At 67.1% G+C, this 23,196-nt stretch carries 20 protein-coding genes; 12 read left to right on the top strand and 8 right to left on the bottom strand.

The window, feature by feature from the left end:
- Nucleotides 1-93 precede the first annotated feature (93 nt).
- The 3 genes from IU448_RS14845 to IU448_RS14835 all read left to right on the top strand — a co-directional run bounded on the left by IU448_RS14845 (nt 94) and on the right by IU448_RS14835 (nt 3,256).
- Nucleotides 94-1,641, top strand: coding sequence for an adenylate/guanylate cyclase domain-containing protein (locus IU448_RS14845; RefSeq protein WP_228813227.1), 1,548 nt, complete (start codon nt 94-96; stop codon nt 1,639-1,641).
- A gap of 68 nt (nt 1,642-1,709) precedes the next feature.
- Nucleotides 1,710-2,813, top strand: coding sequence for a lysylphosphatidylglycerol synthase transmembrane domain-containing protein (locus IU448_RS14840; protein ID WP_416382999.1), 1,104 nt, complete (start codon nt 1,710-1,712; stop codon nt 2,811-2,813).
- A 74-nt stretch (nt 2,814-2,887) separates the two neighbouring features.
- Nucleotides 2,888-3,256 carry a DUF3054 domain-containing protein gene (locus IU448_RS14835; protein ID WP_416382998.1) on the top strand — a complete coding sequence of 123 codons (369 nt, stop codon included), beginning with the start codon at nt 2,888-2,890 and terminating at the stop codon, nt 3,254-3,256.
- Between the two features lie 24 nt (nt 3,257-3,280).
- Here the strand turns inward: IU448_RS14835 and IU448_RS14830 are convergent, their stop codons facing one another.
- On the bottom strand, nt 3,281-4,954 hold the full coding sequence (locus IU448_RS14830; RefSeq protein WP_228812706.1) for an NTF2-like N-terminal transpeptidase domain-containing protein: 1,674 nt from the start codon (nt 4,952-4,954) through the stop codon (nt 3,281-3,283).
- A gap of 310 nt (nt 4,955-5,264) precedes the next feature.
- Here IU448_RS14830 and aroQ point away from each other — a divergent pair, with 310 nt between their 5' ends.
- Nucleotides 5,265-5,738, top strand: a complete 474-nt coding sequence (gene aroQ / locus IU448_RS14825; protein ID WP_195056078.1) for a type II 3-dehydroquinate dehydratase — start codon at nt 5,265-5,267, stop codon at nt 5,736-5,738.
- Here aroQ and IU448_RS14820 read toward each other — a convergent pair whose 3' ends face one another.
- The gene (locus tag IU448_RS14820; protein WP_195056077.1) at nt 5,739-6,194 is read right to left on the bottom strand and encodes a nitroreductase family deazaflavin-dependent oxidoreductase; all 456 of its coding nucleotides are present in this window, start codon (nt 6,192-6,194) and stop codon (nt 5,739-5,741) included.
- Between the two features lie 272 nt (nt 6,195-6,466).
- On the opposite strand from IU448_RS14820, the gene IU448_RS14815 reads away from it, so the two are divergent.
- Together IU448_RS14815 and IU448_RS14810 are read left to right on the top strand one after the other, a co-directional pair.
- Nucleotides 6,467-7,564, top strand: a complete 1,098-nt coding sequence (locus IU448_RS14815) for a zinc-binding dehydrogenase (RefSeq protein ID WP_195056076.1) — start codon at nt 6,467-6,469, stop codon at nt 7,562-7,564.
- Between the two features lie 73 nt (nt 7,565-7,637).
- Nucleotides 7,638-7,949, top strand: coding sequence for a GNAT family N-acetyltransferase (locus tag IU448_RS14810; RefSeq protein WP_195056075.1), 312 nt, complete (start codon nt 7,638-7,640; stop codon nt 7,947-7,949).
- 132 nt (nt 7,950-8,081) lie between these two features.
- Here the strand turns inward: IU448_RS14810 and IU448_RS14805 are convergent, their stop codons facing one another.
- A complete protein-coding gene (locus tag IU448_RS14805; RefSeq protein ID WP_195056074.1) occupies nt 8,082-8,843 on the bottom strand; it encodes a lysophospholipid acyltransferase family protein in 762 nt (253 codons plus the stop codon).
- Between the two features lie 125 nt (nt 8,844-8,968).
- Between IU448_RS14805 and IU448_RS14800 the strand changes: the two genes are divergently transcribed.
- Nucleotides 8,969-9,628: a YqgE/AlgH family protein gene (locus IU448_RS14800; protein WP_280457322.1), complete on the top strand. Its 660-nt coding sequence runs from the start codon at nt 8,969-8,971 to the stop codon at nt 9,626-9,628.
- 260 nt (nt 9,629-9,888) lie between these two features.
- Here IU448_RS14800 and IU448_RS14795 read toward each other — a convergent pair whose 3' ends face one another.
- The gene (locus IU448_RS14795) at nt 9,889-10,401 is read right to left on the bottom strand and encodes an EXLDI protein (protein WP_195056072.1); all 513 of its coding nucleotides are present in this window, start codon (nt 10,399-10,401) and stop codon (nt 9,889-9,891) included.
- A 321-nt stretch (nt 10,402-10,722) separates the two neighbouring features.
- Here IU448_RS14795 and IU448_RS14790 point away from each other — a divergent pair, with 321 nt between their 5' ends.
- Entirely contained in the window at nt 10,723-11,475 is a 753-nt protein-coding gene (locus tag IU448_RS14790) for an SDR family oxidoreductase (protein ID WP_195056071.1), read from the top strand.
- A gap of 154 nt (nt 11,476-11,629) precedes the next feature.
- On the opposite strand, the gene IU448_RS14785 is transcribed toward IU448_RS14790, so the two are convergent.
- The gene (locus tag IU448_RS14785; RefSeq protein WP_195056070.1) at nt 11,630-13,042 is read right to left on the bottom strand and encodes an MFS transporter; all 1,413 of its coding nucleotides are present in this window, start codon (nt 13,040-13,042) and stop codon (nt 11,630-11,632) included.
- A 248-nt stretch (nt 13,043-13,290) separates the two neighbouring features.
- Between IU448_RS14785 and IU448_RS14780 the strand changes: the two genes are divergently transcribed.
- Together IU448_RS14780 and IU448_RS14775 are read left to right on the top strand one after the other, a co-directional pair.
- The gene (locus tag IU448_RS14780) at nt 13,291-13,656 is read left to right on the top strand and encodes a cupin domain-containing protein (RefSeq protein WP_195056069.1); all 366 of its coding nucleotides are present in this window, start codon (nt 13,291-13,293) and stop codon (nt 13,654-13,656) included.
- A 250-nt stretch (nt 13,657-13,906) separates the two neighbouring features.
- Nucleotides 13,907-14,611 carry a glycoside hydrolase family 25 protein gene (locus IU448_RS14775; protein WP_416382997.1) on the top strand — a complete coding sequence of 235 codons (705 nt, stop codon included), beginning with the start codon at nt 13,907-13,909 and terminating at the stop codon, nt 14,609-14,611.
- A 143-nt stretch (nt 14,612-14,754) separates the two neighbouring features.
- Here IU448_RS14775 and IU448_RS14770 read toward each other — a convergent pair whose 3' ends face one another.
- Both IU448_RS14770 and leuS read right to left on the bottom strand, forming a co-directional pair.
- Nucleotides 14,755-16,797, bottom strand: a complete 2,043-nt coding sequence (locus IU448_RS14770) for a PhoX family protein (protein WP_195056068.1) — start codon at nt 16,795-16,797, stop codon at nt 14,755-14,757.
- A 181-nt stretch (nt 16,798-16,978) separates the two neighbouring features.
- Nucleotides 16,979-19,870, bottom strand: a complete 2,892-nt coding sequence (gene leuS, locus IU448_RS14765; protein WP_195056067.1) for a leucine--tRNA ligase — start codon at nt 19,868-19,870, stop codon at nt 16,979-16,981.
- Nucleotides 19,871-20,179: 309 nt separating this feature from the next.
- Here leuS and IU448_RS14760 point away from each other — a divergent pair, with 309 nt between their 5' ends.
- Nucleotides 20,180-20,602, top strand: a complete 423-nt coding sequence (locus IU448_RS14760; protein WP_195056066.1) for an SdpI family protein — start codon at nt 20,180-20,182, stop codon at nt 20,600-20,602.
- Nucleotides 20,603-20,606: 4 nt separating this feature from the next.
- Here the strand turns inward: IU448_RS14760 and ggh are convergent, their stop codons facing one another.
- Nucleotides 20,607-21,947, bottom strand: a complete 1,341-nt coding sequence (ggh, locus tag IU448_RS14755; RefSeq protein WP_195056065.1) for a glucosylglycerate hydrolase — start codon at nt 21,945-21,947, stop codon at nt 20,607-20,609.
- Nucleotides 21,948-22,215: 268 nt separating this feature from the next.
- Here ggh and IU448_RS14750 point away from each other — a divergent pair, with 268 nt between their 5' ends.
- Entirely contained in the window at nt 22,216-22,914 is a 699-nt protein-coding gene (locus IU448_RS14750) for an SDR family oxidoreductase (protein ID WP_195056064.1), read from the top strand.
- The last annotated feature ends 282 nt before the right edge of the window (nt 22,915-23,196 follow it).

Here is a 23,196-nt window from a genome sequence, read left to right as displayed (position 1 = left end):
GCGGGCAGCGCCCAACCCGGGAGCGCCGGGGCACCGGAGCCGGACGCTAGATTAGTACTCGTGTCAGCGCCATTGGAAGCGGTCAAACAGACCATGCATACGCGCTGGCCGCTGTACCTCACCTCGATGTTGCTCGCGAACGCCTTCGGTGCGGTACTGGTGTGGGCTTTCATCCAGTACGGGCTGCCGGTGCCGGAAGGCGAGCAGCCCGGGAGCCGTCAGATCGGGCTACTCGTACCCGCGGTGGTGTTCGTCACCGGCGGAGTGCTCAGCGTGGTCGCCTCGGCATTGATGCTGCGGCCGGTGATGCGCTGGCAGGTACGCGGTGGACCGCCCAGCCGGCAGGAACAGATGGCTGCCCTGCACGCGCCGCTGCGGCAGGCGATCCTGCATCTGGCGCTGTGGATTCTCGGTGGCGCCGTCCTGGGCACCGCCATCATCTCCGAGACCCCGGCGCTGGCCGGCACCGTGATCATCACCGAATGTATGGCCGCGACCATCGTGTTCGGTTTCACCTACATGCTGGGTGAGCGGATTCTGCGCCCGGTCGCCGCCGAGGCCCTCAGCGCGGGCCGTTTCGACCACACTCTCACCCCCGGCGTCGGCACCCGGATGGCGATGACCTGGGGGATGGGTACGTTCGCCCCCACCATCGCGATCGTGCTGCTGTGCGTGACCCAGATCTCGTCGGACGTCAAATTCTCGGCGCAATCGCTGGCCGTATCGATCCTGCTGCTGTGCGGGGTGGTGATCATGCAGGCGCTGGCGCTGTCCATGCTGACGGCGTCGAGTATCTCCGATCCGGTCCGTCAGCTCAGCCAGGCCATCGACCAGGTGCAGAACGGTGCCCGCGACGTGCAGGTCGAGGTTTTCGACGGCAGCGAGATCGGACTGCTGCAGGTCGGTTTCAACCGGATGATGGAGGAGGCCGCGAGCCGGCAACGCCTGCAGGAGCTCTTCGGCCAGCATGTCGGCGCAGAGGTTGCCCAGCGGGCCCTCGATTACGGTACCGAACTCGGCGGAGAAACCCGGTTCGTGGCGGTGTTGTTCGTCGATATGGTCGGATCCACCGCCACCGCGGCCGAGCATCCGCCGACCGAGGTCGTGGATCTGCTGAACGAATTCTTCCGCGTGGTGGTCGATGTGATCGACCGTCATCACGGATTCGTGAACAAATTCCTCGGCGATGCCGCCCTGGCGATATTCGGCGCCCCGCTGGACCGCCCGGACGCGCCGACGGCGGCACTGGCCGCGGCCCGGGACCTCCGCGCGGCACTGCGGTCGATTTCCGGGCTCGATATCGGTATCGGAGTTTCGGCCGGTTTGGCGGTGGCGGGCAATATCGGTGCGGCCAATCGGTTCGAATACACGGTGATCGGCGACCCGGTGAACGAGGCGTCGCGGCTCACCGAGCTCGCGAAAGATCATCCGGGCCGGACGCTGGCCTCGGGTTCGGCCCTGTATTTCGCCGAGGAGAGCGAACAGCGGAATTGGACCGCCGGTGAGGAAGTGCAGTTACGCGGACGGGGCCGCAAGACGCGATTGTCCTGGCCCAGCGATTCCGTGGACGGGACGAATACTGCGCCCACCACGCCCGCCGCCGAATCGGATGCCTCCGCCGACGAGACGGAACGCACATAGCACGCCTATCCTTGCGTCCCGGCCGCGGGGCCGAGCCGCAGGCCACCGACGTCCATTAGGCTGGGCTCGTGACTGCCGACGGTGATACAGCGAATACGTCCGCTGTGTCCCGGGTAGGTGAACCGCCGGAGAATGAGAAACGCTCCCGGAGATTCCGGTGGCTCAAATGGCTGGCCGTTTCCGTACTGCTGCTGTTGTTGATCGGAGAAGGGGTTTACCTCTATCCCCGGCTACACGAGTCGTGGCAGAAACTGACCGAAATCCATTGGGGCTGGGTCGCTGCGTGTATCGCACTGCAAATGCTGTCCATGTCCGGTTTCGGCCGGGTGCAGAAACAGCTGTTACGGGCGGGCGGCGTCGAGGTGCGACAGCATAAATCGGTGGCCGTGGTGTACGGCGCGACGGCGATGTCGGTGACGCTGCCGGCCGGGCAGGTGTTCTCCACCGCGTTCACCTACCGCCAGACCAGGCGATGGGGCGCCAGTCCGGTGGTCGCCTCCTGGCAGCTCGTCTTCTCCGGGGTGGTCTCGGCCGCCGGTCTCGCGCTGCTCGGTGTGCTGGGGACGGTGCTGGCCGGCGGGCGGGTCGGCCCGGTCAACCTCGTAGTGTCGGTGGCCGCCGTGGCGGCGCTGGTCTGGGCGGGTAACTACGCGTCGCGCCATCCGGGCACCCTCGAAGGACTGTTCCGGCGCGGTCTGGCACTGGTGAACCGGCTGCGCAAACGCGCTCCGGACGCGGGGCGCGAAAAGATCCGGGACATGCTGGCCCAGGTCGAATCGGTGGATATGGGCACCCGCGACGGCGCCTGGGTCACCGGGTGGGCGGTGGTGCATCGGCTCGCCGATGTCGCCTGCCTGGGTGCCGCCTGTTACGCCATCGGCGGCGACCCGCGATGGGCGGGTCTGCTGATCGCGTTCGCGGCCGGTAAGGCGGTGGGGTCCATCCCGTTCGCGCCCGGCGGGATCGTGTATGTGGACGCCACCCTGATCTACGGACTCACCGCGGCCGCGGGCCTGCCGGCGGCCCAGGCCGTCGCCGCCGCGTTCGTCTACCGGCTGGTGAGCTTCGTTTTGATCGCGATCATCGGCTGGATCGTGTTCGCGTTCCTGTTCCGCAACCGCAACGCCGAGGACGACGAATACGAGCAGGAGTTCACGCGGCGCAACGCCTGAGCCGCCGTGCGCACGGTCCGGCGACCGGTCCGTGGCCGGCGTTCGCCGGATTGCGACCTACTATGCTGCGCAGTGTGAGATGGCTGGGACCGATCGTTGTCGATGCGCTGCTCGTGGTGCTGTTCTGCGTTATCGGGCGCCGCAGCCACGACGAGGCGATACTCGCCGGGCTCGTGCGTACGGCCTGGCCGTTCGTGACAGGGCTCGCCGTCGGCTGGCTCGCCGCCTACCTGCTGTACCGGCAGCGCCACGAAACCGAACCGTTCAACGGATTGCGGCTGCGGCCGACCGGCCTGGTGATCTGGTCGAGCACCTTGATCGTCGGGATGGCGTTGCGGGTGGTCAGCGGCCAGGGCACGGCGGTCAGTTTCATCATCGTGGCGGCGTCGGTGCTGGCCCTGTTCCTGCTGGGCTGGCGGGCGGCGATCCGCGCGATCAACTAGACAGCGCCGGACCGCCGCCGCACCTCACTCCTCGGGTTCGGCGAACGATGCGAGCATCCGCTCGCCCATCCGCACGACCATATCGCCGCTGTCGACATCGACGATATGGATGGCGAAGGCCAGATCGCCCATGGTGGCGATGAGCCAGCCGTCGTCGCCGGCCTTCGCGGAATACCCGGTGACATCGCGGAACCCACGCAACCGCGCCATCTGTGGTGCGTTCATCCCGTCGCGCAGCACCCGGCGTGCGGCATCGGCGACCGGCCCGGGCAGCGGCCCCGTCGGGGCATCGGTCTCTCCCGGACGACCGCGTTCGATCATCGGCGGCCGCAGTGTGCCGTTGCCGATGGCCGCCGCCGCGATCGCCATACCGAACGGACTGGCCAGCAGGGCATCCGAACCGCCACCCTGGCGGACCGGTTCGGCGTCGCCCGCGGCCGCGGGACGTCCCGTCACCTCGTCCAGCCCCGGTACCCGGAAATCCACGCCCACACCGAGCGCGGCCGCGGCTTCCACCGCCTCGGCGTCGGATACGTCCTTCGCAGCTTTCCCCTCGGATGCCCCGGCGACTGCCCGGAACAGCTCCATCATGCCGCCCACGGGGTACAGCCCGGTGAACGCGACCGGACCCAGCGCGCTGGAATAGTTGTTCTGGGCCGCGGCGACCACGGCACCGGTGGAGGGCTGGGTGACCACGATCGAGGCCGGTGAACCCACGCTGACCACCGCGTCCTCGGCGGCGCGTTGCAGCCGCTGGTCCATGGTACCGGCGATATCCGGGCCGGCCGGTCCTTGGTAACCGGCCAATTGTTTGACGAATTGCCCGTTTTCGAACAGTTGGACCGCCCAGCCGGAATGTTTCTCCTGGTTGTCCTCCCAGACATTGGTCATGGCGTCGAGCAGCGGAGAGAAAACCCGGCGATCGGAGACGATCAGCCGCGGCTCCTTCTTCATCACGACGCCGGGAATCGGGGCCATCTCCGGTTCCAGGATCGCGAAATCGCCTTCGCGCAGACTCACGGCCGTGATGGGCTTACCGCCGGACGCGGCCAGTTTCTCCCGCAGCGACGCACCGGTGATCAACGGGGCGACCGGTTCGATGGCCCGCGACAGCGCATCGGTGGAGGCCACCGGGTCGGGCATTCGCGCGGGGTCGAGCTGGATGACATTGATCGTCTGCTCGGTCATCAGCGGTTTGCCGATATTGTCGACCACGCGCGGCGCCGGATCGGGCGTCGTCCGCACCAATTGAACGGTGCGGTCGTGCTCGAGCTGGGGCATGACCACGGCCGGATCCCAGGAGATCTTCCAGCCGTCGGAGAGTTTGCGGACGGTGCCTTCGAGACCGTAGGACCAGTCCTTGCGCTCGCCGAAGTTCCAGTTCACGTCCAACCGGAAGATGCCGGTTTCGGCGTCCAGTCCGATGAATTGGGCTTTCTCGTAGTCGACGGTGCCGGATTCGAGCCCGTCGAACATTTGCTCCAGAGTTGCCGAAGCGGCGGACGGGTAGGAGGTCAGCTCCGCTGCCGCGGCATGATCACCCTCGTCGAGCAGTTCGGTGAATTGGTCGACGACCGCTTCGGGACCGGCCTGCTCGGTGCCGGACCCGCACGATCCCATCGCAATTGCCAGAGCCGCCACCCCCGTCAGGGCCACTGCGCCCCGGAAGCGAAAGCGGCGGGATCCCCACACATCCATGTCGCCCACTCTTCACTCTTGCCACACCGGTAACAAGACCACCGTACCTGAAAAATGCCTGCTTGCGCGTGCCCGCAAACCCGAAACCATAACCCGTTCCACTGTGTGTAGTTGTGGCCGTACCCAACTCACCGCCGAACCGACCATGATCGTCGACCGGACCGTCGCAGGACGCCCGGCCTCGCTACGCTACCGATCGATCCACGGCGGTGTGGCGTTACCCCACAAGTCCGCTTCCACTGCAGAGATACCCCGTAACGGTAACCCAGAACCCTCGGCCGACGTTCGGGGTGTCGGTAGGGTTGCTGTCATGTCCGACGCCTCCTTTGCGCAAACCTCGAGCAGTCCGATCCTCGTTCTCAACGGGCCCAATCTGAATATGCTGGGTACTCGCCAGCCCGAGGTGTACGGCACGGAAACCCTGGAAGATGTAATCGAATCGTGCCGTCGGGCCGCCGCGGCGCGGGGCCGGGAAATCGCGCATTTCCAGTCGAATTCCGAAGGCGAACTGATCGACCGCATCCACGGCGCGCGCGGCACGGTGTCCGGAATCGTCATCAACCCGGGCGGGCTGACCCATACTTCGGTGGTACTGCGGGACGCACTGGTCATACCGGAGGTGCCGATCGTCGAGGTGCACATCAGCAATGTGCACGCCCGGGAGGAGTTCCGCCGGCACTCCTACATTTCACCGATCGCCGACGCGGTGGTCGCCGGTATGGGAGGCTACGGCTATGTCGCCGCGATCGATTTCCTGCTGACCCGTACGGTGACCACGGCCTGATCAGCGCACGGGACCCAGCCGGAAAACCGGGAATCCCGGAGCGATTTCGGCGAGCCGCGCGTCTGAGGCGTTCTTGGTGACGCCGTCGAAGAACCGGTCGACCTCCCAGCCCCACCGCTCGAGGTACTGCCGCAGCAGGGGGATCTTGTCGGCATCGGCGACCTCGGCCGCGGCGAACGTTTCGGTCTTGCGGCCGAGCCGTAACTCACCTGTGCCGGCGACCCGGAGATTGCGCACCCACTGAGTATGGCCGCGCGGCGCCACGAGATAGCGCTCACCGTCTGCCGCGGTCATCACGTTGACCATGGTGGTGCGCCATTCGCCGGATTTACGGCCGCGTACCGCCAGCAACCGGGATCCGGCGATGCTGATCCCCAGTTTGGGCAGCAGGTTGACGATGCGGTTGAAGATCGGGTCGAAACCGGTGGGGGCGAGGTAACGGGTGGTGGTGGTCATCGAAACTCCTCTTTGTGAGCAGTGCTCTCTATTGTGAACAACGATCGCACCTTTGCGCCGGTAAGTCAAGAGCGGTGCTCTCTGTAATTTCAGAGCAGCTCCGCGACCTGAGGGCGGGTGGATCAGCGCGGCATATCAGGGGCGAGTTGTCGGTGCGGGATCGTCGGGGGAATTCGTCGAAGTCGGCCCGGTGGCGGGGTGGTTCTGAGACGGTGATCGGGGTGATCCCGGCGCGAGTGCGGGGCAACGAGTGAGTGGTGGAGGAGGGTGCTGTGCGGGCCGCAGTTTTCTACGGAGGCGAACCCCGGCTGGTCGTCGAGGATATTCCGGTACCGCGACCCCGGCGGGGCGAGGTGCTGCTCCGGGTGACCGCTTGCGGGGTGTGCCATACCGATCTGCACGTTCTCCGGTCCGAGGTGAAGTTTCCGGCGCCCGCGGTGCTGGGGCACGAGGTTTCGGGAGTCGTCGAAGAACTCGGCGAGGGCGTGGCGGATATCGCGGTGGGCGATAACGTGGTGTGCAGTTTCATCATGCCGTGCGGTGACTGCCGGCACTGTGTCCGCGGGGCCGAGGACCTGTGCGAGAAGTTCTTCGCGCACAACCGGCTCAACGGCACTCTCTACGACGGTACGAGCAGGCTCGCCCGCGCCGACGGAACACCGCTGGCCATGTACTCGATGGGCGGGCTGGCCGAATACTGCGTCGTGCCCGCCTCCGATGTCTTCGCCGTGCCCGCGGAGATCGGCCTGGATGCGGTCTCGATCCTCGGTTGCAGTTCGTTCACTGCGCTCGGCGCGGTCCATACCGCCGAACTCGGTCTCGGTGACCGGATCGCGGTGGTCGCGGCGGGCGGTGTCGGCTCGTCGATCGTGCAATTCGCGGCGGCCGCGGGGGTCGCCCAGATCATCGCCGTCGATATCAGCGACGAGAAGCTTTCCGCGGTGGCGAAACTCGGCGCAACCCACACGGTCAATTCGCGCACCGAGGACGCCGCGGCCCGCGTCCGGGAACTCACCGGCGGCTACGGCGTGGACGTGGCCTTCGAGGCGCTGGGCAGTCCGGCCACCTTCGCGACGGCTCTGGATATTCTCGACGACGGCGGGCGTGCCGTGGTCGTGGGTATCGCCCCCGCGGGTGCCACCGGCAGTCTCGACCTGGCCCGGCTGGTCCGGCGCAAACTCCAGGTGCTCGGTTCCTACGGCGCGAAAGCCCGGACCGATATGCCGGCCCTGTTGCGGATGGTCGCCGCGGAGACAGTCCGGCCGCAAGAGGTCATCACCCGCCGCTACCCGCTCGCGCAGGCCGACGAGGCGTACCGGGCGCTGGCCCGCGGGGAGATCGTCGGACGGGCGATCGTCCAAATGTCCTGACGCCGGAGGCGAATCGCCGCGCCGACTACCCGACCGATGCGATTTTTCGCCATCGAACGAGTAGCGTCGAGCCATGCCGACGGACGTCCGCAACAACACCGCACTGGAACGCTTCGAGATCACTGTCGACGGCGAGATCGCGGGCTATATCGAATATCAGGACACCGCCGGTGAACGGGCGTTCGTCCATACCGAGATCGACCCACGTTTCGACGGGCAGGGCTACGCCCGGGACCTGGTGGAAGCGGCCTTGCACGCCACCGGCACCGAAGGACTCGGCGTGCTGCCGATGTGCCGGGTGGTCGGCCATTTCATCGAAACCCGGCCGCAGTACCTGTCGATGGTCCCGCACTGGGCCCGCGACCGGCTCGGGCTACCGCAATGAGCCGCACTCCGGACAGCGGGTAACGGCGCCGCCACGACAACCACTCGAACCGCATCCAGCGCAGCCGGTCCGAACGCCCTCGGCGGCCGACCGGTGCCGTACACGCCTCGGTTACCGTGCGACGCCACCCGTTCAGTAGGCAGCGACCGCCCCATCCAGCGCCTGCTGCAGGTCGGTGCGGACCAACCGGGTGATCTCGGCCGGCCGGGCCGGTAGCTCGGTGCGCGGGACGGTGAAATGGAAGCTCGCCGATTTCGCTTCGTCCTTGGTCGGCTCGACGGCGGGGTCGGCGCGGGGACCGTAACTCAGCCCGAGACACAGCAGTGCGGGATGAACGCCGAGCTTGGCGGTCCGGAACGCGATATGCCCGATCCCGGTACCGACGGGCTGGACCTGCGCCGGATCCACATCGTTGCAGGTGCCCTCGGGGAAAACGGCGAGGCTGTCCCCCTCGGCCAGACGTTCGGCGCAGATATCCATCATGCGCTGCCCGGCGGCGTTCACCGCCCGCAGGCCGTGATCGGTACCGCGGAAAACCGGAATTCCACCCATCATGTCGATCCGGCGCCGCAGTTTCTCCTCGACGAACAGTTCGTCCTTGGCCAGCACCCGGGTCCGGCCGATGACAGGCCGTAGCTCGCTACGCCACGCGGCCGCGGCCAGCGTGTACGGATCCAGCCGGGAGAGGTGGTTCACCGCGATCAACAGCGGGGTCCGGGCACGGACCAGCTCGCGGATGGCGGTCCGGGCACCGCCGGCATAGCTGACCCGCGGCCGGTAACGCCGCCCGAGCAGGGCATAGGCCCCCATCGCCTGGAGCCGGTTCTGCCGGTGCGCACGGTAGAAGTCGTACACGTCGTCGCTGTTGCCGAGAAGCACCTCAGGGGGTCGCATACGGCTGACTCTACGAGCAGGGGCCGGCGACGGCAGCGCAGCATATCGGCGTCCGCGCGGACATCATGCGAAGCGAACGGGTGATCAGAGGGGCGCGATCGCGCAATAACTGCGATGATGGCCTGGTGGCGCAGGCAGATGACCCCGATGATCGCAAGACCCGGGGCGGCCGCGGTGGCGGGCACCGACCCGACCCTGGTCGTCGCGGTAACCGGCAGGACGAGCAGATGGTGCGGGCCGGCTCCCTACTCGTTTCCTCGACCGACCTGGCCGAGCCCACGTTCCGCCGGACGGTCGTCTACATCATCGAGCACAACGACGCCGGCACTCTCGGTGTGGTGCTGAACCGGCCCAGCGAAACCGCGGTGCACGATGTGCTACCGCAGTGGAGCGAGGTCTGCGCGCAGCCGCGCACACTGTTCGTCGGCGGCCCGGTCAAACGCGATGCCGCGCTGTGCCTGGGCACTGTGCGGGTGGGCGCCTCCATCGACGGCGTGCCCGGTGTACGGCGGGTCGACGGCCGGGTGGTGCTGGTGGATCTGGACGCCGTCCCGGAGCGGATCGGGGCGCTGGTCGAAGGTGTCCGGATCTTCGCCGGTTACGCCGGCTGGACCTTCGGTCAACTGGACAGCGAACTGGACAACGACGATTGGATCGTGGTGTCGGCGCTGCCGAGCGATCCGATCACCAGCCGTCGCACCGATATGTGGGCCGAGGTGCTGCGCCGGCAACCGTTGCCGCTGTCGCTGCTGGCGACCCACCCGATCGAGGTCGAACGCAACTAGACGCCTTCGAGCCCCGCCGGCGGACGCCGGGGCTCGGGGCAGGCGCGATCTCGGTGGCCCTGCCGCCGGAACACGGTGGTCGACCACAGGAAGCCGCCGAGGCCGAACACCACCTCGGCCCAGCGAGAACAGCCCGTCGGCACCGGTCTCCGATTCTGTCTGCCGCCCGCGCACGGGGAACGGTGCGAACGGTCGGCGAACGCATCGCCGGGCTTCGTAGGTGTTCTGCCGGTCGGCGACGCGCGCAGAACCCGGGAAGATCAGATATCGAGTTCTTCCACCCGGGGCCGATCGGCGATATCGGCGACCCGCCGGTACAGTTCGTCCGGAATCTTTTCCTTCAGTTCCTCCAGCGTGTCGGTGACGGTGAGCTGGTAATCACCCCAGTCCTGTTCGATACCGAGCATGCGCCGCCAGTTCTTCAGATCGCGCAGCCAGTTCTGCGATTCGGGGTAGTCCGACCAATTCGAATATTGCGCGTGCAGTGCGAATTTGCCCTTCCGTCCACGGAAGACCCGTAGATGTTCCATCCGCTCGTCGCCGACGTCGCGGTGTTCACCGAGCAGCGAACCCTGGAATCGCACCTGCCGGACCCCGTTGTGCCCGACCCGCAGAATCACTTCGTCGTAACCCTCGAGCCGGCCCTCTTCCAGTTCGATGAACCGCCGCAGGGCGGTGACCACCGCGCCGGACAGATTGCCGCCGACGAGTTCCTGCGCTCGCTGGAACAGGGGCAGATCGTCGTCGGCGACATAGATGGTCTTGTTCGGCATAAGACCTATCATACGTAGAAGTATACGTATAAGCAATGGGTTGCTTCGATTCACGGAAAATGTGCCGCTATCAGGTTCGATACCCAGGCTATCGGTGAAGGTCGGAGCTGCTCGATTCGGGTATCCGGCCAACCTCACCCGAGCCGGGTGATCCCCTACCGGGGTCTGCTCCTGGTTTCCTGGACTCGCGGCGCGGTGAGCGCCTACCCGGCCACCGCGGCACGGCGGGACCGACCCGCCGAGTGCAACACCGGACACCACAACAACCGACTTCCGTGAAATCCCCGGCGCGGCCGGGGCCATGCCGTGAAAGGCGGGAGAATGAAGCACGTAGTCGTAGGCGGTACCGGACGAATCGGCGCACAGGTTGTACAGCAGCTCGCGGCGGCAGGCCACGAGGCCGTCCCCGCGGCGCCGTCGACCGGCGTCGACATCATCACCGGCGAAGGTCTGGACGAGGTGCTGGCGGGCGCCGAGGTGGTGACCAATGTGGCGAACTCACCCACCTTCGGCGAAGCATCCCTGGATTTCTTCCGCACCTCGATGGACAATCTGCTCGCCGCGGGTGAGCGCGCCGGGGTCAAACACCAGGTGGTGCTTTCGATCGTCGGCGTGGACAGGGTGCCGCAACTGGACTACTACCGCGCCAAAGCACGGCAGGAGCAGATGGTGAAGTGGGGGCCCACTCCGTACTCCATCGTCCGGGCCACACAGTTCTTCGAGTTCATGGATTCGGTGCTGTCCTGGACCGCCGACGGCGACACCGTCCGCCTGCCCAGTACCCGCCTGCAGCCGATGGCGGCCGCCGATGTCGTCGACGCGGTGGTCGCAGTCGCCACTCGCGCCCCGCTGCAAGGGATCCGCGATGTCGCCGGGCCGGAGGTCTTCGCCTTGGACGAACTCGGCCGGATCACCCTGGCCGCGCAGCACGACGATCGTCTCGTCGTCACCGACGAATCGGCCGGTATGTTCGCGGCCGTTCCCGGCGAAGCACTCCTCGCGGGCCCGCAAGCCCGGCTCGCCGGTACGCATTACCGGGATTGGCTCCGCGATCACGCCACGGCCGCCTCGTAGACCAGGACCCGAGCGCCCACGGCATCGAACCCGCGGGGCCGGTGCGGGTGCGGCAGTCCGCAGACACCTTCCCGAGCGCCGCCCGCAGGCACGATGATCCGGCCTGGGGCGGCGCATCGGCTGCGCCCCGTTCAGGGGCAGCTTTTCACCGGCGCTATACCGCAGTGGTGTCCTTGCGGAGGTCCGGTATTCGTGTCGTACGGTTCACGCGGACAGCGGTCGAGATCCCGAGTGCAGCGATGGCGGTGAATCCCAACAGCAGGTAACGCGACGAGTTCACCAGCGAGGTTCCACCGAGATTGACCAGCAGACCGGCGACGGCGGCGCCGAAGGCCGTTGACATGGTCAGGATCGTCGCAATGGCCGCCGCGGCCTTCTGGCCTTCTTCCGGATCCGGAGAGCTGGTCATCGCGGCCACCGACAGATGTGGCCAGGCGATGCCGATACCGGCCCCGGCGAGGAACAGTAGCGGCAGCCAGGCCAGAACCATCGGCAAGGAGACATGGCTGCGTTGCAGCAACGCCAGGCCCAGGAATCCGATCGCCAGCAGCAGCGGACCGGCAACTCGAAGTCGCCGGATCGTGGCTTCGCGCTGCACCGAGGCGACGAGCATCTGACTCACCGGCCAGCCCAGGGACAAGGCGGCACCGAAGAATCCGGCCACGACCGGAGGCAAGCCCGCCAGGCGCTGGCCGAACAAGGGAAGAAACAACTCCACGCCCACACCAGCCGACAGCACCACGATCGTCAGATACACCCACCGCAACGGACTGCCGGACCGATACGTCGCGAGCGGGAGAATCCGTTGCCCCGCATGCCTTTCCCAGGCCAGGAAAACGAGCACGGAAGCGACGGCCACCGCGAGCGCGAGCGTCATCGCCGCGACACCCGCGACAACCCCGGCCACACTCACAGCCGTGGCGGCACCGACCACCAGCGTCAGCGATACGACCGGAACCGGTGCGGGGGTCTGGCGGCTGTCACTCTTCGGCAGGACCCGCGGCGCGAAACCTGCTGCCGCCACACCCACAACAGCGAGGACAACGAACGCGACTCGCCACATATCGAACTGGGCGAACAATCCCCCCATAGCCGGGCCTGCGAGAGTGCCGACCCCGAACATAGCCGAGATCAACGCGGTCCCGCGTACCCACAGCGACCGTGGCAACGCCACGTACACTGCCGCGAAACCCAATCCGGTGAGCAGTCCCGCGCCCAGCCCCTGGACCCCGCGGCCGATCAGGAACGCCGCCATGACCGGACTCACCGCACACACCACCGAGCCGGCCGCAAACATCCCGAATCCGATCAGATACGAGCCGACCGTGCTGCGCAGAGACAGCATCCGGCTCACGGCCAGCGTGCCGGCCACCTGCGCGACCGAAAAGATCGTTGCACTCCACGCATACAGCCTCTCGCCGCCGATGTCGGCGACCGCGCTCGGCAACAGACTCCCTACCAGATAGATGTTGATCGCACTGACGAGCACTCCGCCCGCCAGCATGATCGCAACGCCGAGGTGATCGCGGAATTCCCTCCAGGAGTGCGTGTTTCGTTCCGTCGCCATATGTCCTCCGTTTCGTGGATCGAATACGTGAGGGCATCATCACTGACCGGGAAGCACCGGTAATCGGACAAATCGGACGTGAAATATGTCACATTTATGATGGGGAACGCCCGTTTGCGGGCGGTGCGAGGACAAGCACGTCCAGGGATACATCAACGCGCGAGCAGCCCGGGTGACGGCGCTGCTCAACCGATCGGCGAGCCGAGCCGGCGTCTCCTGGGCGGGGCGAGCTGGTGTTCGATGGGGATATGCGACCTTTCCGGCCGAACCCCGCGCCCGCCCACGGGACAGCGAGCCGCGAACTGTTCCGTATGCCGTTGCGGCGCCGGGAGATCATCGTGCGGCAGACACGGATCGCGCCCGGCGGCAGCAGCGGCCCGCACTACCACGACGGAACGCTGTTCGTCCTGGTCACCCGGGGTGTCCTGGACCATCCCGGGCTGGACGGTCCCGCCGCCTACCGGCGTGGCCGGGTGTTCCGGGAACCGAGCGGACCGGAACACGCTCATATCGCCCGCAACAACGGCGGCGAGACGACAGCGATCCTCGTTTGCTACCTACAACCGGTCGGCAGCCCGCTGTCGCGGAGTACCGGGCCGCTTCCGGGGGTGTGAGAAACCGATGCGTCCGCGCGACGATATCGGTGCCGATTCACGGCGCGGTCTTACCAGGTAGCCGGCCTGCCGGTGCATAGGGTCGGTGAGCATGAAACCTGTCCGTTGGAGACCGACTGCACCGTTGCGCCGCCTCCTGCGGCGCGGGCCCGGCACCCTGAACAACACCTCCCACCACCGGGCCGTTCGGCCTTCGGTCCGCGGCCGGGCCCGCGCCGGCGCGGGCCGACGCCTGATACGGAACTCCGCGGTGGGCGCAGTGCTGGTGTGCGCGGCGGGATTCGGCGTCTCTCCGACCGCAATCGCCCAGCCGACCGGTCCCGACGTCTCGTCCTGGCAGCACGACAGCGGGCGGCCCATCGACTGGTTCGCGGTACGCGCCGCGGGCCACGGTTTCGCCATGGTCAAGGCCACCGAGGGACTGCATTACGTCAACCCGTACTTCGTCCAGGACAGCCTGCACATGCGGGTCGCCGGGATGGCCCGCGGCACCTATCACTATGCCCATCCGGACCTCCCACCGGAACCGCAGGCCGCGCTCTACGCGGCGGTCGTACTGGGCCAGAACGGACCGCTCGATCTACCGCCGGTGCTGGATATCGAGCATTCCGGCGGACTGTCCCCCGCTGCCCTGATCGACTGGACACACCGTTATCTCAATACGGTTCAGGCACTGACCGGCCGCGTACCGATCATCTACACGTATCCGACCTTCTGGAAAACCGCGATGGCCGACAGCGATCAGTTCCACCGCTACCCGCTGTGGATCGCCGACTATCGCGACCGCCCGCAACCGGAGGTCCCTGGACGCTGGCCGGCGTGGACGTTCTGGCAGCAGACCGATTCCGGTTCCATCCCCGGTATCCACGGCCCCACCGATGTGAACGTGTACAGCGGTGCCCAAGGGGATTTCCACCGGTTCGCCCGAATGGGTGGTCTCACCGGCAGCGGTTAGCGGGCGCCCTGGGCGTTCCCCTCACTCGATGGGCGAAGGACCACGCGGACGACTTCCGCTGAACCACTGCACCGGGCGGACAGGCCGGCCCGGGCGGTTCCAGCCGGGCCGGGTAGCCCGGCCGGAACCGTTGCGGCCAACGCTTAATCGATGCCGATCCGGCCGCCACCGGCCTTCCAGACCGCCACCACGGACGGGCGCGGCTGCGCGGTGCCGCCATCCGGCCAGTGCGACGCCGGCGCCTCCACCGAGGCGTCATCGGTTTCACCCGGATGCTGGACGCAGACGATGACCCGTTCTTCGGTGATCACCGGACCACAGGTCTCGCCGCCGACGGGGACCGACAGGAACTGTTTGGTCTCGCCGCGGCGGTCGCCGTCGAGAACCACCGCGAACAGTCCGTCGTTGGCGTCCAGGGCGTTGCCGTCGGTGCTGATCCACAGATTGCCGTACGGATCGAAGGCGAGGTTGTCCGGGCAGGAGATCGGGCTGACCTTCGTCTTGTCGTAACCGGCGAAGTAGGTGTCGGCGGCCGCCGGGTCACCGCAGACCAGTAACAGCGACCAGGTGAATTCGGTGCCCGCGTGATCGTCGATGAGCTCGAGGACCTGGCCGTTCTTGTTCTCGTTGCGCGGGTTGGCCTCGTCCGCGGCGGCCTCGCCGGCCGTGCCGCGTTTGCTGTTGTTGGTCAGCGCGACATAGACCTTCCCGGTTTTCGGATCGGCCTCGAAATCCTCGGGCCGGTCCATCTTGGTGGCGCCCACCTTATCGCCGGCGAGGCGGGTGAAGACCGCGACCTCTTCGGCGGTCATCCCGTCCACCAGCGATTCACCGCGCCCGTCCTCGCCGGTGCGCAGGATCGGGATCCACTGCCCCTTACCGGTGAAGCCATCGTCGGAGGGAACGGTCCCGGACCCGTCGATCCGGTCGGGGTGATCGCCGGTGAGTTTCGCGACGTAGAGAGTGCCGGCGTCCAGGATGGTGCGGTTGTGGCGGCGACTGGCGGCGCCGGTGCCGGATTCGATCTTGCGGGTGGAGACGAACTTGTACATGTAGTCGAAGCGTTCGTCGTCACCGCTGTAGGCGACCACGGTGCCGTCAGCGGTGACATGGATATTCGCGGCCTCGTGCTTGAACCGGCCCAGCGCGGTGTGCTTGACCGGCGTGGACTGCGGATCCCACGGATCCACCTCGACCACCCAGCCGAAACGGTTGGCCTCGTTGGGTTCGGCCGCGATATCGAAACGCTTGTCGAACTTCTCCCAGAAATGGGGCGAATCGGATTCGCCGATACCGTAGCGGTCCAGCCGCTCGGCGGATACCGGATCAGCGGATTTGCCGATGAAGTAGGCGTTGAAGTTCTCTTCCCCGGAAAGCACAGTGCCCCAGGGGGTTACCCCGCCGGAACAGTTGCTGATGGTGCCGAGCACTTTGGTGCCGGTGGGGTCGGCGGCGGTTTTCAGCAGCGGGCTGCCGGCGGCGGGGCCGGTCAGCTCGAATTCCGTTGTCGCGGTGATGCGCCGGTTGTACTTGCCGAATACGGGTTTCAGCTGCCCCGTCCCGGGCTCGCCGTGCACCTCGACCACCGACAGACCGTGCGCGGCCATGGCGATATCGACCTGTTCGCGGGTGATCGCCTCGGGCTCGTACCCGGGGAACATGAACACCTCGGTGGTGTATTCATGGTTCACCACCAGCAGGTATTTGCCCGGCTGCCCCTCGATCGGCAGCAGTCCGGCGAAATCGTTGTTGTAACCGAACTGCCTGGCCTGAGCCGCCGCCGTCTGACCATAGAAGTCGAATTCGGGCGCGTCCTCGAACAGTGGATCGCCCCAGCGGATCACCACGCCCTGTTCGTAGCCCTCCGCAACGACGACCGCGTCCTGGGTGTTGGGCGCGACCGGCGCGAACCCGGTCCCCATCCCCGGCCCGCCTTCGGCGCTGCCGGCGCCGGCGTCGTCACCGCAGGCCGCGAGCGTCCCGACGGCACCGATCGCGACCACCGCGGCCGCGCTACCCTGCAGCATCCGGCGCCGGGAGATCCCGGCCACGATATCCCCGAAGTAGGTGTTCGACGAGGTGTTGGGCACCTCGTGGAAGCAGGCGTTACCGCATTTGTACTGGCAGGTCACGCGCGACCGGGAACCGGCCGGTTGGTGTGCGACGAAGAGCGCAAGAGGTTTCACAGTGGACTCCTGTTCCGGGCCGAACGCACGCACGCTAGCCCACGCAGGCAAGTCCGAGGAGTCTCGCAGATTAACTACCGGCCAACACGGTAGCCCGGGTGTTGCCGGACCACCGCGTCGGCCGGCCGCCGGTAGGGCAGGTAAGCGAAAGCTCGCCGAGACAACGCTCGGGCCGGCCCGCTCAGGCGACGATATTGACCAGCCGGCCCGGCACCACGATCAGTTTGCGTGGAGCCTTCCCGTCCAACAGTGCGACGATCTTCTCGTCGGCCAGCGCGGCCGCCTCGATCGCGGCCTTATCGGCCTCCGGATCCACCTGGATACGGCTGCGGACCTTCCCGTTCACCTGGATCGGATACTCCACCGTCTCCGCCGTCAGCAACGCCGGATCGGCCACGGGGAACGGGCCGTGCGCCAGTGAACCGGTGTGGCCGAGCCGCTCCCACAGCTCCTCGGTCATATGCGGGGCCAGCGGCGCCAGCATCAGCACCACCGGTTCCACGGCCGAGCGGGGGGCGCCCTTCGGGTACGCCTTGGTCAGGTGATTGGTCAGCTCGATCAGCTTGGCGCCGGCGGTGTTGTCGCGCATGGCCGCCAGATCCTCGTCGACCCCGGCGATGGTCCGATGCAGCAGCCGCAACGTCTCCCCGGACGGACTGTCCTCGGTAACCCGGGTAGCGCCGGTCTCCTCGTCCACCACCAGTCGCCACACCCGCTGCAGGAAACGGTGCGCGCCGATGACGTCCTTGGTTGCCCACGGCCGCGACGTATCCAGCGGACCCATCGACATTTCGTAGAAGCGGAACGTATCGGCCCCGTACAGATCGCAGATCTCGTCGGGGGCGATGGCGTTCTTCAACGATTTGCCGATCTTGCCGTATTCCTGGTTCACCTCGATCTCGGTGCCGGTGGCGTCGGTCCAGTAGAACTTGCCGTCCCGTTCGACGACCTCGGCCGCCGGAACATAGACGCCGCGGGCGTCGGTGTAGGCGAACCCCTGGACATAACCCTGGTTGAACAGGCGCCGGTACGGTTCGCTACCACTCACCTCGCCCAGGTCGAACAGCACCTTCTGCCAGAACCGGGAATACAGCAGATGCAGTACGGCATGCTCCACGCCGCCCACGTACAGGTCCACGCCACCCGGATCGTCCGCGCCGTGCTCGGCCGGCCGCGGGCCCAGCCAGTAGTTCTCGTTCTCCTTGGCGCAGAACACCTCGGAATTGCCGGGATCAGCGTAACGCAGCTGGTACCACGAACTTCCCGCCCACTGGGGCATGACATTCGTATCGCGACGGTAGGTGCGCGGGCCGTCGCCCAGATCCAGCTCCACCTCCACCCAGTCGGTAGCCTTCGCCAGCGGCGGAGACGGTTCGGAATCGGCGTCGTCCGGGTCGAAGGTGACCGGGGCGAAATCGTCCACTTCGGGCAACCGCACCGGCAGCATCGATTCCGGCAGCGCATGCGGGGCACCTGACTCGTCGTAGACGATCGGGAACGGCTCGCCCCAGTACCGCTGCCGCGCGAACAACCAGTCCCGCAGCTTGTACTGCACGGTGCCGGCGCCGCGGCCGTCGGCTTCCAGCCGCGCGATCACGGCGGCCTTGGCCTCGGCGATGGACAGGCCGTTCAGGTAGTCGGAATTGATCGCGGGGCCGTCACCGGTATATGCCTCGCCGTCGAAGCCCTCCGGCGGCTCGACGGTCCGGATGATGGGCAGCCCGAACGCGGTCGCGAAATCCCAGTCGCGCTGATCCTGTCCCGGCACGGCCATGATCGCGCCCGTCCCGTACCCGCTCAGCACGTAGTCGGCGATGAAGATCGGGACCTGCGCGCCGTTCACCGGGTTGGTGGCGAAAGCCCCCAGGAAGACGCCGGTCTTGTCCTTGTTCTCCTGCCGCTCCAGATCCGATTTCGCCGCAATCGCCTTACGGTAGGCGGCGACCGCTTCGGCCGGGGTCGCGCTACCGCCGGTCCAGCGGGTATCGGTATCGGCCGGCCAGTCGGCGGCTGTCAACGCATCGACCATCTCGTGTTCCGGAGCCAGCACCATGTAGGTCGCACCGAACAGGGTGTCGGGTCGGGTGGTGAACACCTCCACATCGCCCGCCGCCGTGGCGAACTCGAGCCGGGCACCACGTGAACGCCCGATCCAGTTGCGCTGCATGGCCTTCACGTTCTCCGGCCAATCCACATGATCCAGATCGTCGATCAAGCGGTCGGAGTAGGCCGTGATCCGCATCATCCACTGCCACAGGCGCTTCCGGAACACCGGAAAGTTGCCGCGTTCGCTGCGGCCGTCCGCGGTGACCTCCTCGTTGGACAGCACCGTCCCCAGACCCGGGCACCAGTTCACCATCGAATCGGTCTGATACACCAGCCGGTACGAATCGATCAGCGCCCGCCGCTCGGCGGTGGACATGCTCGCCCAGTCCTTACCGTCGGGGGCCGGACGGGCACCCGAAGCGAACTGCCGCTCCAGTTCCTCGATCGGCCGGGCCCGGCCGGCTTCCCGGTCGTACCAGGCGTTGTAGATGCGCAGGAAGATCCACTGCGTCCATTTGTAGTACTCGGGATCGGTGGTCGCGAACGAACGCCGCCGATCGTGGCCCAGGCCCAGCCGGTCCAGCTGCCGCTGCATGGTCGCGATATTGGCCTCGGTGGTGTCGCGCGGATGCGCGCCGGTCTGCACGGCGTACTGCTCGGCAGGCAGCCCGAACGCGTCGTAGCCCAGCGCGTGCAGCACATTGCGTCCGTGCATCCGGTGGTACCGCGCGAACACATCCGTGGCGATATAACCCAGCGGATGCCCCACATGCAGCCCGGCCCCCGACGGGTACGGGAACATGTCCTGCACGAACAGCTTGTCCGCCGGTACATCCCCCGCCAGTGGGCCGACCGGGTTCGGGGCGTGGAAGGTCCCGCGCTCGATCCAGCGCTGCTGCCACCGGCGTTCGATCTCCCCCGCGAGCGCAGCAGTGTACCGATGGGCGGGCGTATCGTCGCCCCGGCCCGGGGCGCCGGTGTCTACCGAGCTCTGCCCGGCGGTCTCGGTTGCGCGGGAGTCCTGCACGGTCCTGCCTTCTCTAGCTGCTGGTGGGGAGAAATCCGTCGTCGACAGCCTAAGACTTGCCCCCTGACAAGCCCAAAAAGGTGAGCGAATCCGTCGCGCCACCCGATCCCGACGCACCCAGCCACGCAGCCGACCCCAACGCACCCAACCGCGCGGCCGAGTCCAGCGAGGCCCTCGAAGGTTTGGCCCGCCGAAACTCCGCGCGCGCCAGCGCGCCGACAACACAGCACAGGTGTGACCTGGGTCTACTCGGTCCCGGATGCCCGGCCGAACCGCGGACCGGCAAACCCTCTGCGGTATTCTCGGCTCGTGCTTGTCGTCGCGATTCTGCTGTTCGTCCTGGCCTTGATTGCCCTGGCGACGGGCGTGCTCGGCTTCATCGGGCGCCTGCCGGGCAACCGGTACATCGGCGTGCACACCGAGGCCGCGCTGCGCGACGAGAACGCGTTCCGCGCCGCGAACCGGGTCGCCGCCCCCACCTCGGTGGTTTCCGGTGCGCTGCTCGCCGCGGGCGGGCTGGTGGTGCTCGCCGCCGGCATGCTCACCGGCATCCTCGTTACCGTCGGCGTGCTGGTCATCGCCCTGTTCACTCTCGGCGCGGGCGCCAATGCGGGCGCGCGGGCCGCCGAAGCCATCGCGCCGCCGCCGGCGACCGGCGGTTGCGGCGGGTCCTGCGGAGGTTGTTCGCTGAAGAACACCTGCGAACCGGCCGCCAGCTCACAGCCCGCCTGATCCGTCAGCCCAGCCAGTCCAGCACACTGGCCGCCGTCCAGGACTGCTGCATACTGCCCAGCGGCTCCCCCGTGAACGGCTCGTAGTACTCCGCGAAGCTACCGTCGCTCACCTGACGCAACGCTTCCGCGCGCAGGACGAATGAACGTTCCGCCCAACCGCGGTGGGCGAAAACCCAGGAGAACAGCCAGCTCATCACCGGCCACACCGGGCCACGCCAGTATTCACGGGGCCGGAAATCCTTCGATACCGGCGAGGTCGACGGTGGTAGCGCATACCGCAGATCGGGGTGGCCGCAGAACCGCGGGCCCTCGAAGAGCCGCAGCAGATTGCGCTCTGCGGCCCGCGGCAACCCGCCACTGATGAGCGGCGCGAACATCGCCAAGGTCTCGGTGGTGATCCAGCGACCCAGCCGGGTGTCGTAATCGCGGGCGGCGCCGGTGCGGGCATCGGTGGTGGCGATCACGCCGGCGCGGAACCGGTCCGCCCACGCGAACAACTCCCGGGTATCGGCCTTCGGCTGATGATATTCCTCACCGATCTGCCCCAATACTTCGCAGGCCAGAGCGAAAATGGCGGTGACGAACACGTCCTCCACGGCGAAATTCATCACGGTGCTCAGTTCGGCGTCGTCATAGCGCGCGCGCCGCATCTGCTCCACCAGCCACAGGTACCGGTCGTATTCGCGGTCACTGGGGCGCTGCGTGGGGTCGTCGATGACGAGCACATCCTCACGCCGGTAGGGCGGCAGATCCGCGCCGGGCGACACATTGTCGTAGGCCCGGTCCCAGCGCGGCGAATTGTCCATCCCCGATTCCCAGCCGTGGTAGAGGGTGATCCGGCCGTTGCCGAGCGGGTCGCGGGCATGTGCCAGCCAGCGATGCCAGCGCACCAGATCGGGCCAGCGGCGGTTCAGGAACTCCTCGGCCACGGCGCGGGTACTACGCCCGTGCCGACGCGAATGATCCAGAATCCGCTGCACCGCGATGGCATGTACCGGCGGCTGTGTGATTCCGGACGTGTCCGGGCCGTCGGGCGCCTGCACCGCCAGCAGTCGGCACTCCCAGCGGGCCGGCCCCGGAAAATAACCGTCCACGCCGTTGGCGAACACGATGTGCGGGATCATCCCGTTCTTCCACTGCGCCGAAAGCAAGGTGTCGAGCTCGATCACCGCGCGTTCCACGCTCAATGGTGCGAGCCCTACCGTCACGAAGGCCGCGTCCCAGCTCCACATATGCGGATACAGTCGCGGGGCGGCGCTGGTCATGGTTCCCAAATCGTTGCCACGCAGCAGATACGCCGCCCGGGCAGCGAGCTGGGTGGGGGTGAAACCGGGGTGTGCCATTTCTATATCTTGCTCGTCTTCACGGTGTCGGCAGTGGCGGCGCGGGGTGGGGTGTCGAAGGTGTTTCGGGGGCTGGTGGGCGGAGTGTCGGGGTAGACCCTTGTTCGGAGTGGATGCTCACAATAAGTAGCCAGCTCTGGTTTCGCTGTGATGTGCGGTGGGTTGCGATCGTGTTCGAAGTGGTGGACACGCTGCTGGGGGTAGCGCGGAATACAGTCGGGGTATCGATCCGCGTGTGTGCGCGACGACCGAACGAGGAGAGGGTGCTGTGCAGGTAGCGGATTTTCCCGACGGTGAGCGGCCGGTGGCATTGATCACGGGGGGTGGGCGCGGGCTCGGTGCGGCGATCGCGCGGGAACTGGCACCCGACCACTCGCTGCTGCTGGGTGGGCGTACGGCGGCCGGGTTGCAGAACATCCTGGCCGAACTTCCCGGCGCGACCGGCTGGCCGGTGGAACTCACCGACTACGGTGCGGTGGCCGCGGCGGTGCGTACGATCGACCGGCTGGACGTTCTAGTCCACAACGCCGGTATCGCCGATCTCGGCACAATTGCGGAATCCTCGGTGGAGCAGTGGCGCAGCACCCTCGAAGCCAATCTGATCGCCGTGGTGGAGCTCACCCGGCTGCTGCTGCCCGCCTTGCGTGCCGCGCACGGTCACGTGGTGCTGATCAACTCCGGCGCGGGTCTGCGGGCGAACGCCGGCTGGGCCTCGTACGCCGCGAGTAAGTTCGGGTTGCGCGCGTTCGGGGATGTGCTCCGGCTGGAGGAGCCGTCCATCCGGGTGACCTCCGTGCATCCCGGACGGATCGATACCGATATGCAGCGTGAGATCACCGCCGGGGAGGGCCGCGACTACGATCCGGCCCGATTCCTCCGGCCGGAGACAGTCGCTCGTGCGGTCCGGACCGCTGTCGACACACCCCGTGACGGCCACCCCACCGAGATCGTTTTACGCCCACGCTGATCCGCGCCGGATTCTATTTCCCGGCCGCGCAGCCGGCGCGCTCACGACCCGGTGATCGCGGGCGGTGCCGAGCTCATCGGCCGTAATCGCGACGGATGCCGGAGTTCACCGCGACACTACCCCCACCGGCCCGTGGCGCACCCGGCATGCGAATTCCCTTGCAATACCGCGGTAATGGTGCGAATTGGCGAGTCGCGTCTCCCATTCTCCGGTGGTCGATTACCGGCGGTGATACGGCGGCGGTAGTCTTTCGGACAATCCGAAGTTCTCGATCGCCGAATG

Source organism: Nocardia flavorosea (assembly GCF_015477805.1).
GTDB lineage: Bacteria > Actinomycetota > Actinomycetes > Mycobacteriales > Mycobacteriaceae > Nocardia > Nocardia flavorosea_A.
This window is presented reverse-complemented; position numbering and strand designations above follow the sequence as displayed.

Excerpts from the sequence above, each read along its gene's own strand:
- IU448_RS14820 (WP_195056077.1), bottom strand. The coding sequence starts at position 6,194 with ATGACCACCACCACCCGTTACCTCGCCCCCACCGGTTTCGACCCGATC.
- IU448_RS14780 (WP_195056069.1), top strand. The coding sequence starts at position 13,291 with ATGCGACCTTTCCGGCCGAACCCCGCGCCCGCCCACGGGACAGCGAGC.
- ggh (WP_195056065.1), bottom strand. The coding sequence starts at position 21,947 with ATGGCACACCCCGGTTTCACCCCCACCCAGCTCGCTGCCCGGGCGGCG.
- IU448_RS14785 (WP_195056070.1), bottom strand. The coding sequence starts at position 13,042 with ATGGCGACGGAACGAAACACGCACTCCTGGAGGGAATTCCGCGATCAC.
- IU448_RS14810 (WP_195056075.1), top strand. The coding sequence starts at position 7,638 with ATGCCGACGGACGTCCGCAACAACACCGCACTGGAACGCTTCGAGATC.
- IU448_RS14845 (WP_228813227.1), top strand. The coding sequence starts at position 94 with ATGCATACGCGCTGGCCGCTGTACCTCACCTCGATGTTGCTCGCGAAC.
- IU448_RS14830 (WP_228812706.1), bottom strand. The coding sequence starts at position 4,954 with ATGGATGTGTGGGGATCCCGCCGCTTTCGCTTCCGGGGCGCAGTGGCC.
- IU448_RS14805 (WP_195056074.1), bottom strand. The coding sequence starts at position 8,843 with ATGCGACCCCCTGAGGTGCTTCTCGGCAACAGCGACGACGTGTACGAC.
- aroQ (WP_195056078.1), top strand. The coding sequence starts at position 5,265 with ATGTCCGACGCCTCCTTTGCGCAAACCTCGAGCAGTCCGATCCTCGTT.
- IU448_RS14790 (WP_195056071.1), top strand. The coding sequence starts at position 10,723 with ATGAAGCACGTAGTCGTAGGCGGTACCGGACGAATCGGCGCACAGGTT.
- IU448_RS14795 (WP_195056072.1), bottom strand. The coding sequence starts at position 10,401 with ATGCCGAACAAGACCATCTATGTCGCCGACGACGATCTGCCCCTGTTC.